Raw genomic sequence first — 11,054 nt, 5'->3', positions numbered from 1 at the left:
TGGCACGCCGGTTGCTCTGTTGAATCCCATCTTGTGTACCAGATGGAATTCAGCCGATGAGCGAACCTGTTGTAGCGTGCGGTTTTACCCTCAGTGAATGGCAGCACCATTACCAAACCCGCCCGGCGGGCGAGCGCCTTGCCTGCGTCAGTGCGACGATCGAAACGCTGGTCGCCGGGCTGAGCCCAGACGATAACGCCTGGCTGTATCTCGCCACGCCGGCGCAGCGCGAGCAGCAGTATCGGCAGCTGGCGCAAAGGCTGGAAGCAGTCGCCGGCGATCTCACCCGCCTGCCGCTGTTCGGCGTGCCCTTCGCCATCAAAGACAATATCGACGTCGGCGGCTGGCCGACCAGCGCCGCCTGCCCGGCGTTCACCTATCAGGCCGCGGCGGACGCCACCGTGGTCGCCCGCCTGCGCGCCGCCGGGGCGATCGCCCTCGGTAAAACCAACCTCGACCAGTTCGCTACCGGGTTAGTAGGCACTCGCTCACCGTATGGCGCGGTGGTCAACAGCTTCGACAGCCGCTACGTCAGCGGCGGTTCCAGCTCCGGCTCCGCCTCGGTGGTGGCACGCGGCCTGGTGCCGTTCGCGCTCGGCACCGACACCGCCGGTTCGGGGCGCGTGCCCGCCGGGTTCAACAACATCGTCGGGCTGAAGCCGACCAAGGGGCGGTTGTCCAACCGCGGCGTGGTGCCGGCCTGTCGGTTGAACGATACGGTGTCGGTCTTCGCGCTGACCGTGGCCGACGCCGCGCAGGTGGCGGAGTTGGCGAGCGGGTTTGACGCGGCAGACCCGTATTCCCGCCCCGATCCGCATACCGCGCCGGCGGATATCCCCGCCGCACCGCGTTTCGCCGTTCCCGCCCAGCTGGAGTTTTTCGGCGACGTTCAGGCCGAGCGGGCGTTTCACCGTGCGCTGGCGCAGCTGCAGGCGGGCGGCGCGACGCTGGAACCCCTCGATTTCGCGCCGTTTCGCACTCTGGCGGAACAGCTGTATTACGGCCCCTGGGTGGCGGAGCGCACGGTAGCCATTGAGCAGGTGCTGGAAGCGAGCCCGCAGGCCATCGATCCGGTGGTGCGCGGCATCGTCGGCAACGGCCTCGGCTACAGCGCCTGCGACGCCTACAAGGCGGAATACCTGCGCGCCGAGCTGGCGCGGCAAATCGCCCAGCGGCTGGCGCCGTTCGACGCGCTGGTGGTGCCGACCGCGCCCACTATTCGCACCCTGGCGGAGATGGCGCAGGAGCCGGTGCTGTTCAATTCGCAATTCGGCACTTACACCAATTTCACCAACCTGGCCGATCTGAGCGCGCTGGCGCTGCCGGGGCCGCAGCGCGAAGACGGTCTACCGGCGGGCATCACCCTGATTGCGCCCGCCTGGCATGACCGGGCGTTGGCGGCGTTTGGCCTGCGCTGGCAACGGCAAAGCGCCTTGCCGCTCGGCGCTATCGGCCGGGCATTGCCGCCGCAGCCTGTGCCTGCGCCGTCCACAGGGCACGTGCGTCTGGCGGTAGTGGGCGCTCACCTTAGCGGCATGCCGCTCAACGTCCAGCTGACACAGCGCGACGCGGTGCAGGTGGAGCAAACCGCTACCGCCCCCTGCTATCGCCTGTATGCGCTGGCCGATACCGAGCCGCCGAAGCCGGGGCTGGCGCGCGCGGCGCAGGGGGCGGCGATCCGCGTTGAGCTGTGGGACATCCCGCTGGCCCGTTTCGGCGAGTTTGTGGCGGAAATTCCGGCGCCATTGGGCATCGGCACGCTGCTGCTGGCGGACGGCCGGCGGGTGAAGGGGTTTATCTGCGAAGCCTGGGCGCTGGAAGACGCGACGGATATCACTGAGTTTGGCGGCTGGCGCGACTATCTCGCCAGCGTTAAGGGGGCATGAACATGTTTACTACCGTACTGATCGCTAACCGCGGCGAAATCGCCTGCCGCGCCATTCGCACCCTGAAACGCCTGGGCGTAACCAGCGTGGCGGTCTATTCCGACGCCGACCGCAATGCGCCGCACGTCGCCGAGGCCGACAGGGCGGTGGCGCTTGGCGGCGACAAGGCCGCCGACAGCTACCTGCGCATCGACAAGATCCTCGCGGCGGCCGCGGCCACCGGCGCGCAGGCGATCTACCCCGGCTACGGCTTTTTGTCCGAGAGCGCCGAGTTTGCCGACGCCTGCGAGGCGGCGGGCATCGCCTTTATCGGCCCGACGGCGGCGCAGATGCGCGAGTTCGGCCTCAAGCACCGGGCGCGCGAGCTGGCGGCGTTGGCCGGGGTGCCGATGACGCCGGGCACCGGCTTGCTGGAGAGCGTTGAGCAGGCGGTCTCGGCCGCTGCGCGCATCGGCTACCCGGTGATGCTGAAAAGCACCGCCGGCGGTGGCGGCATCGGTCTGACGCGCTGTGACGACGAGGCGGCGCTGCGCGACGCGTACGACAGCGTCAAACGGCTGGGAGAGCAGTTCTTCCGCGACGCCGGCGCCTTTATCGAACGCTTCGTCGATCGGGCGCGCCACGTCGAGGTGCAGATTTTCGGCGACGGCCAGGGGCGGGTGGCGGCGCTCGGCGAGCGCGACTGTTCGCTGCAGCGGCGCAACCAAAAGGTGGTGGAGGAAACCCCGGCGCCGCATCTGCCGGCGGCGACCCGCCAGGCGCTGCACCGGGCGGCGGTGGCGCTGGGCGAGTCGGTGAATTACCGCAGCGCCGGCACCGTAGAGTTTATCTATGACGCCGCGCGCGACGAGTTTTATTTCCTGGAAGTGAACACCCGCTTACAGGTCGAGCACCCGGTTACAGAAATGGTCACCGGCCTGGATCTGATCGCATGCATGCTGCAGGTGGCGGCGGGCGACGCGCTGGATTGGGCGGCGTTGCAGCGCGCGCCGCAGGGCGCGGCGATCGAAGTGCGCCTCTACGCCGAAGATCCGCTGAAAAACTTCCAGCCTAGCCCCGGCGTGCTGACCGAGGTGCATTTCCCTGACGACGTGCGCCTCGACGGTTGGGTGGCGACCGGCAGCGAAGTGTCGGCGTTTTACGACCCGATGATCGCCAAGCTGATCGTGCACGGCGCCGATCGGGCGCAGGCGCTGGAAAAATTGCGCGTGGCGCTGGCGGCGACCCGTTTGCACGGCATCGCCACCAACCTCGACTATCTGCGGCAGGTGATCGCCACGCCGCAATTTCAGCGCGGCGACGTCTGGACGCGCCTGCTGGACGATGTGCGTTTCCAGCCGCACTGCCTCGAAGTGCTGCAACCCGGCACCTACAGCAGCGTGCAGGATTATCCCGGCCGCCTCGGCTATTGGGACATCGGCGTGCCGCCGTCCGGCCCGATGGACGACTTCGCGTTTCGGCTGGCCAACCGCATCGTCGGCAACCACCCGGCGGCCGCCGGGTTGGAGTTTACCCTGCAGGGGCCGACGCTGCGCTTTCACTGCGACGCCACCCTCGCGCTGACGGGCGCGAGCTGCCCGGCCGATCTGGACGGTGAAGCGGTTGCGTATTGGCGGCCGATCGCGGTGCGGGCCGGGCAGGTATTGACGCTGGGGCGCGCCACGCATGGCTGCCGCACCTATCTGGCGGTACGTAACGGCTTTGACGTGCCGGTGTATCTCGGCAGCCGCTCCACCTTCGCGCTGGGCCAGTTCGGCGGCCACGCCGGGCGCACCTTGCGCGTGGCGGACATGTTGGCGATCGCCCAACCGGCGCTGGCGGCCAGCACTACGCCGGCGCCGATCGCCGCGCCGCAGGCGATGGACGACAGCCTGATCCCGCACTACGGCGACCAGTGGCACATCGGCGTGCTGTACGGGCCGCACGGCGCGCCGGACTTTTTCACCGCTGAATCGATAGAGGCCTTTTTTGCCACCGACTGGCAGGTGCATTACAACTCCAACCGCCTCGGGGTGCGCCTGGCGGGGCCGAAGCCCGAGTGGGCGCGGGAGGACGGCGGCGAGGCCGGTTTGCATCCTTCCAACGTGCACGATTGCGAGTACGCCATCGGCGCCATCAACTTCACCGGCGACTTCCCGGTGATCCTGACCCGCGACGGGCCCAGCCTTGGCGGCTTCGTCTGCCCGGTGACCATCGCCAAGGCCGAGCTGTGGAAAGTGGGGCAGGTGAAGCCGGGCGACCGCATCCGTTTCCATCCGATCGGCTTCCGGCAGGCGCAGTCGCTGGAGCAGGCGCAGCTCGGCAGCATCGAAGCGCTGGCGGCGGTGAAGGCCATCACCCTGCCGCCGCCGGATCTGGCCCCGGCGGAGACCGTTTCCGCCGCGGTGCTGGCGGCGCTGCCGGCGGCGGACGGGCGCCCGGCGGTGGCGTATCGCCAGGCGGGGGACGGCTACATCCTGATGGAGTACGGCGACAACGTGCTCGATCTGGCGCTGCGGCTGCGCATTCATCTGCTGATGCAGTCGCTGCGGGAGGAGGTGATACCGGGCGTGGCGGAGCTGGCGCCGGGCGTGCGTTCACTGCAGATCCGCTACGACAGCCGGCAGATTAGCCAGGCCGACTTGCTGCAGCGCCTGCTGGCGCGTGAACGGGCGCTGGGGGACGTCAGCCGCCTGAAGGTGCCGACGCGCACCGTGTGGCTGCCGATGGCGTTCGAAGATTCGGCCACGCTGGGGGCGGTGGATCGCTATCAACAGACGGTGCGCGCCTCGGCGCCCTGGCTGCCGAACAACGTCGATTTCATTCAGCGCATCAATGGCCTGAGCCGACGCGAGCAGGTGCGCGACATTCTGTTCGACGCCAGCTACCTGATCCTCGGGCTGGGCGACGTCTACCTCGGCGCGCCCTGCGCGGTGCCGCTCGATCCGCGCCATCGCCTGCTGAGCTCCAAATATAACCCGGCGCGCACCCACACCGCCGAAGGGACGGTCGGCATCGGCGGCATGTACATGTGCATCTACGGCATGGACTCGCCGGGCGGTTACCAGCTGGTGGGGCGCACGCTGCCGATCTGGAACAAGTTTCTCAAAAACCCGCAGTTCACCGCCGGTGAACCCTGGCTGCTGCGCTTCTTCGATCAGGTGCGCTTCTATCCGGTCAGCGAGCAAGAGTTGGACGAGCAGCGCGAAGCGTTCCGTGAAGGGCGCATGCAGGTGCGCATCGAAGAGAGCGAGTTCGACTTCGCCGCCTACACCCGTTTCCTGGCCGACAACGCCGGGGCGATCGCCGACTTCCAGTATCGCCAGCAGCAGGCGTTCAGCGCCGAAGTGGCGCGCTGGCGCAGCGATGACGACGAGGCCGAGGCGCAGCTGTTGCCGCCGGAGGAAGAAGACGCCATCGACGGCGATTTGGTCAGCGCCGATCTGAACGGCAGCGTGTGGAAGATCCTGGTGGAACCGGGGCAGGCGGTGGCGGCCGGGCAGCCGCTGATCGTGGTCGAGGCGATGAAAATGGAGCTGGCGGTCACCGCGCCGCGCGCCGGGGTCGTTAAACGCATCAGCTGCCGGCAGGGGCGGCCGGTCGGGCCGGGCGACGCCCTGCTGTGGCTGGAAAAGGCGGTCTGAACGGAGGAGCGATGATGCAAATCACCAACGGAGAGCACAAGGCGCGGCCGGAAGGGCTGGCGGAGCGCATTTATCTGCAGCTCAAGGCCGACATCTTCGAGTTTCGCCTGCTGCCAGGCGATCGCTTCAGCGAAAGCGACGTGGCGCAGCGCATGGCGGCCAGCCGCACGCCGGTGCGCCAGGCGCTGTTTCGACTCGAGCGTGAAGGCTATGTCGAGGTGCTGTTTCGCAGCGGCTGGCAGGTGCGGCCGTTCGACTTCGCCTACTTCGAAGAGCTGTACGACCTGCGCATCGTGTTGGAGCAAGAGGCGGTGAAACGGCTGTGCGAACGCCCGGCCGGGGAAACGCCGGACGCGCTGGCGGCACTGAGCCGTTTTTGGACCGAAGCGCCGCGTCTGGCGGACGGCAAGGCGGTGTCGCAGCACGATGAGCAGTTTCATCAGGCGTTGGTGGCCGCGGCGGGCAACGGTGAAATGGCGCGCATCCACCGCGAGCTGACCGAAAAGATCCGCATCATTCGCCGGCTGGATTTCACCCAGCAGGCGCGGGTGGACGCCACCTACCGCGAGCACGCCGCCATTTTGCAGGCGATCCTGCAGCGGCAAAGTGAGGAGGCGCAAACGCTGCTCGGCGAGCACATCGCCGTCAGCAAGGCAGAAGTGCGAAAAATAACGCTGCACATGTTGCACCAGGCGCGGGCTCAGCAGCCTGCGCGCTCGGCGTAACGATTTTGATTTCACACACATCAGGAGTTTGAACTATGCAACGTCGTCGTTTTATCAAAGCTTTTGCGCTGTCCGCCGCCGCTGTCGGCATGGGCCTGGCCTGGAGCGCGCAGGCCGCCGACACCATCAAGGTCGGTATTCTGAGTTCGCTCTCTGGCACCATGGCGATTTCCGAGACGCCGCTCAAGGATGTGGCGCTGATGACCATCGACGAGATCAACGCCAAAGGTGGGGTGCTCGGCAAAAAGCTGGAGCCGGTGGTGGTAGATCCGGCCTCCAACTGGCCGCTGTTCGCCGAAAAGGCGCGCCAGCTGCTGAGCCAGGACAAGGTGGCGGCGGTGTTCGGCTGCTGGACTTCGGTGTCGCGCAAGTCGGTGCTGCCGGTGTTTGAGGAGCTGAACGGACTGTTGTTCTATCCGGTGCAATACGAAGGCGAAGAGATGTCGCCGAACGTGTTCTACACCGGCGCGGCGCCGAACCAGCAGGCGATCCCGGCAGTGGAATACCTGCTGAGCGAGGACGGCGGCGGCGCCAAGCGCTTCTTCCTGTTGGGCACCGATTACGTCTATCCGCGCACCACCAACAAGATCCTGCGTGCCTTCCTGCACAGTAAAGGCGTGCAGGACAAGGATATCGAAGAGGTCTATACGCCGTTCGGCTACAGCGATTACCAGACCATCGTCGCCAACATCAAGAAGTTCGCCGCCGGCGGCAATACCGCGGTGATCTCCACCATCAACGGCGATTCCAATGTGCCGTTCTACAAAGAACTCGCCAACCAGGGCGTCAAGGCCACGGACGTGCCGGTGATCGCCTTCTCGGTCGGCGAGGAGGAGCTGCGCGGCATCGACACCAAACCGCTGGTGGGCAACCTGGCGGCCTGGAACTACTTCGAATCGCTGGATAACCCGACCAACAAACAGTTTGTCAGCCAGTGGAAAGCCTACGCCAAGGCGCACAATCTGCCGAATTACGCCACTGCGGTGACCAACGATCCGATGGAGGCCACCTACGTCGGCCTCCACATGTGGGCGCAGGCGGTGGAAAAGGCCGGCACCACCGACGTCGATAAGGTGCGCGCGGCGATGGCTGGGCAAACCTTCGCCGCGCCGTCGGGCTTCACGCTGACCATGGACAAGACCAATCACCACCTGCACAAGCCGGTGATGATCGGCGAGATCGAGGGCAACGGCCAGTTCAACGTGGTGTGGCAGACCGAGGCACCGGTGCGCGCGCAGCCGTGGAGTCCGTATATCGCCGGCAACGACAAAAAACCGGATTACCCGGTGAAAGGCGGCAAGTAACGTCACTCAGCGCCGGCACGGCTCGACGCGCGCCGGCCCAACAGAAGAGGCAGCTGATGCAATCTCCGTTTTTATCCTCTCTGCGCGCCGGGCTGTGGCTGTTGTGCGCCTGGCCCCTGCTGGCGCAGGCCGGACCGGCCGATGAGTTCGCTGCGGCCACTCGCGCGCAGCAGGCTAAACTGCTGCAGGCGTGGGCGGCCGAGCCGGACGCCGCGCGCCTGCCGTTGCTGCAGGGGCTGCAGCAGGAAACCGTGGCGATCGACGGGGCGAAACGCGCCTTTATCCGCCAGGGCGACCGCTATCTGCCGCTTGAAGGTGAGGCGGCCCCGGTTGGCGAGCCGAAGAAAGTGTGGCTGAACAACCGGCTGCGCATTCTGATTGCCAACGCGTTGTCGGCGCAGCGGTTGGTCAGCGCGGACGCGGCGGTGCGGCTGCAGGCGGCGACCGCGCTGCAGCGCGAGGCGCAGGGCGAGCAGTTGCCGCTGTTGACCCGGCGGCTGGCGCAGGAGAAAGACCCGCAGGTACGCGACGCGCTGAGCATTGCGCTGGCGAACCTGCAATTGGCCGACGCCAGCCCGCAGGTGCGCTTCAATGCGGTGCGGCTACTGGGGGAATCGGGCGAGCCGGAAACCCGCGCGCGGCTGCAGGCGTTGACCGACGCGGCCAATGAGCCGGACGCCGCGGTGCGCGCCGAGGCGCAGCGCAGCCTGCAGCGCGTGCAGCACCGCCTGATGATCGGTGATCTGCTCGGCCAGGCGTTCAGCGGCCTGTCGCTCGGTTCGATCCTGCTGTTGGCGGCGCTCGGCCTGGCGATCACCTACGGCCTGCTCGGCGTCATCAATATGGCGCACGGCGAAATGCTGATGCTCGGCGCCTATTCCGCCTATCTGGTGCAGGGGTTGTTTCAGCAATTTGCGCCGCAGTGGCTGGCGCTCTATCCGCTGGCGGCGCTGCCGGTGGCGTTCGCCATCACCGCCGGGATCGGCATGCTGCTGGAGCGTACGGTGATCCGCCACCTGTACGGCCGGCCGCTGGAAACCCTGCTGGCCACCTGGGGCATCAGCCTGGTGCTGATCCAGCTGGTGCGGGTGCTGTTCGGCGCGCAGAACGTCGAGGTCGCCAACCCGGCGTGGCTGTCGGGCGGGGTGCAGCTGTTGCCGAACCTGGTGCTGCCGTGGAACCGCATCGCGGTGATCGTGTTCGTGCTGCTGGTGCTGGCGTTGACCTGGCTGCTGCTGAACAAAACCCGGCTCGGCATGAACGTGCGCGCGGTGACGCAAAACCGCGCGATGGCGGCCTGCTGCGGCGTGCCCACCGGGCGGGTGGACATGCTGGCCTTCGGGTTGGGATCCGGCATCGCCGGGCTCGGCGGGGTGGCGCTGTCGCAGTTGGGCAACGTTGGGCCGGAGCTGGGGCAAGGTTACATCATTGATTCGTTCCTGGTGGTGGTACTCGGCGGCGTCGGCCAACTGGCGGGGACGGTGGCGGCGGCCTTCGGCCTCGGCATCGTCAACAAGATCCTCGAGCCGCAGATCGGCGCCGTGTTGGGCAAGATCCTGATCCTGGTGCTGATCGTTCTGTTTATTCAAAAGCGTCCGCAGGGGCTGTTCGCCCTTAAGGGCAGGGTGATTGACTGATGAGCCAACCATTGACCGTAACCGGCGTGCAGAAAGCGCCCCGGCTGGCGTTGAGCATCGGCGGGCTGGCATTGCTGGCGCTGCTGGTGATGCCGTTCATGACGTTGTTGCCGGCGGATCATCCGCTGGCGGTGTCCACCTATACCCTGACGCTGGCGGGCAAGATCCTGTGCTACGCGGTGGTGGCGGTGGCGCTCGACCTGGTGTGGGGCTATGCCGGGCTGCTGTCGCTCGGCCACGGGCTGTTCTTCGCGCTCGGCGGCTACGCCATGGGCATGTACCTGATGCGGCAGGCGGCGGGCGACGGGCTGCCGGCGTTTATGACGTTCCTCTCCTGGAATGAGCTGCCGTGGTTCTGGAGCGGCACCCAGCATTTCGCCTGGGCGCTGTGCCTGATCGTGCTGGTGCCGGGTCTGCTGGCCTTCCTGTTCGGCTACTTCGCCTTTCGCTCGAAAATCAAAGGGGTGTATTTCTCGATCATGACCCAGGCGCTGACCTATGCCGGCATGCTGCTGTTCTTTCGCAACGAGACCGGCTTCGGCGGCAATAACGGCTTTACCGGTTTCACCACGCTGCTTGGCTTTCCCATCACCGCCGCCGGCACGCGAGTGGCGTTGTTCCTGGCGACGGTGCTGCTGCTGGCCGCCAGCCTGACCATCGGCTTTGCGCTGGCGCGCAGCAAATTCGGCCGGGTGCTGACCGCGGTGCGCGATGCGGAAAACCGCCTGACCTTCTGCGGCTACGATCCGAAGGGTTTCAAGCTGTTCGTCTGGACGCTGTCGGCGGTGCTGTGCGGGCTGGCCGGCGCGCTCTATGTGCCGCAGGTCGGCATCATCAACCCCGGCGAAATGTCGCCGACCAACTCGATCGAGGCCGCCATCTGGGTGGCGCTCGGCGGGCGCGGCACGCTGGTGGGGCCGCTGCTCGGCGCCGGCATCGTCAACGGCGCCAAGAGCTGGTTCACCATGGCCATTCCCGAATACTGGCAGTTCTTCCTCGGCCTGATGTTTATCGTCGTCACGCTGTTTCTGCCCAAAGGGGTGATCGGTCTGCTGCGCCGGAGGAAAACCTCATGAAAGCGATGCAAGTGACCGACGAGCTGTTTACCCACCCGCTGCCGGCGGATAAATACCGGCAGCAAACCGATCCGGTGCTGCAGCTCGACAACGTCAACGTCAGCTTCGACGGTTTTCGCGCGCTGACCGATCTGTCGCTGCGCATTGGCGTCGGCGAATTGCGCTGCGTGATCGGCCCCAACGGCGCCGGCAAGACCACGCTGATGGATGTGATCACCGGCAAGACCCGGCCGGACAGCGGCAGGGTGTTTTACGATCAGACCGTCGATCTGACCCGGCTGGCGCCGATGCAGATCGCCCACGCCGGCATCGGCCGCAAGTTTCAAAAACCGACGGTGTTTGAGGCGCTGACGGTGTTCGAAAATCTGGAGATCGCGCAGAAAACCCGCAAATCGGTGTGGGCCTGCCTGCGCGCCCGCCTGAGCAGCGAACAGCGCGACCGCATCGACGAGATGCTGAAGACCCTGCGGCTGGGGCATGAACGCCACCGGCCCGCCGGGCTTTTATCTCACGGGCAGAAACAGTTTCTCGAGATCGGCATGCTGCTGGTGCAGGAACCGCACCTGCTGCTGCTCGACGAGCCGGCGGCCGGCATGACCGACGCTGAAACCGACTACACCGCCGAACTGTTCCGCGAGCTGGCGGGCAAGCATTCGCTGATGGTGGTGGAGCACGACATGGGGTTTGTGGAAACCATTGCCGATCGCGTGACGGTGCTGCATCAGGGACAGGTGCTGGCGGAAGGATCGCTGGCGCAGGTGCAGGCCGATGAACGGGTGATTGAGGTATATCTGGGGCGCTGA

General features: G+C 66.5%; 7 protein-coding genes. All 7 read left to right on the top strand.

Annotated features, from left to right (window positions below; all coding sequences use genetic code 11):
- Positions 1–56 precede the first annotated feature (56 nt).
- From atzF to urtD, 7 genes are read left to right on the top strand one after another with little or no spacing between them, the layout of a single operon-like run.
- On the top strand, positions 57–1,886 hold the full coding sequence (gene atzF / locus RE418_RS23915) for an allophanate hydrolase (protein ID WP_089180668.1): 1,830 nt from the start codon (positions 57–59) through the stop codon (positions 1,884–1,886).
- A 2-nt stretch (positions 1,887–1,888) separates the two neighbouring features.
- Entirely contained in the window at positions 1,889–5,509 is a 3,621-nt protein-coding gene (gene uca, locus RE418_RS23910; RefSeq protein ID WP_089181667.1) for an urea carboxylase, read from the top strand.
- A gap of 14 nt (positions 5,510–5,523) precedes the next feature.
- The gene (locus RE418_RS23905; protein ID WP_049208994.1) at positions 5,524–6,234 is read left to right on the top strand and encodes a GntR family transcriptional regulator; all 711 of its coding nucleotides are present in this window, start codon (positions 5,524–5,526) and stop codon (positions 6,232–6,234) included.
- A gap of 35 nt (positions 6,235–6,269) precedes the next feature.
- Positions 6,270–7,538 carry an urea ABC transporter substrate-binding protein gene (gene urtA / locus RE418_RS23900; protein ID WP_049208925.1) on the top strand — a complete coding sequence of 423 codons (1,269 nt, stop codon included), beginning with the start codon at positions 6,270–6,272 and terminating at the stop codon, positions 7,536–7,538.
- Between the two features lie 56 nt (positions 7,539–7,594).
- Complete coding sequence (gene urtB, locus RE418_RS23895) at positions 7,595–9,175, top strand: urea ABC transporter permease subunit UrtB (RefSeq protein WP_089180669.1); 1,581 nt, start codon at positions 7,595–7,597, stop codon at positions 9,173–9,175.
- A complete protein-coding gene (urtC, locus tag RE418_RS23890; protein WP_089180670.1) occupies positions 9,175–10,251 on the top strand; it encodes an urea ABC transporter permease subunit UrtC in 1,077 nt (358 codons plus the stop codon). Before urtB ends, urtC begins: the two co-directional genes overlap by 1 nt.
- Entirely contained in the window at positions 10,248–11,054 is an 807-nt protein-coding gene (urtD, locus tag RE418_RS23885; RefSeq protein WP_015377102.1) for an urea ABC transporter ATP-binding protein UrtD, read from the top strand. The genes urtC and urtD overlap by 4 nt, the downstream gene beginning before the upstream one ends.

Origin of the sequence: Serratia sp. szju, from assembly GCF_044594185.1 — a bacterium.
In the GTDB taxonomy this organism is placed as follows: Bacteria; Pseudomonadota; Gammaproteobacteria; order Enterobacterales; family Enterobacteriaceae; genus Serratia; species Serratia bockelmannii.
The sequence above is the reverse complement of the archived record's forward strand: the minus strand, read 5'-3'. Positions and strand labels throughout refer to the sequence as shown.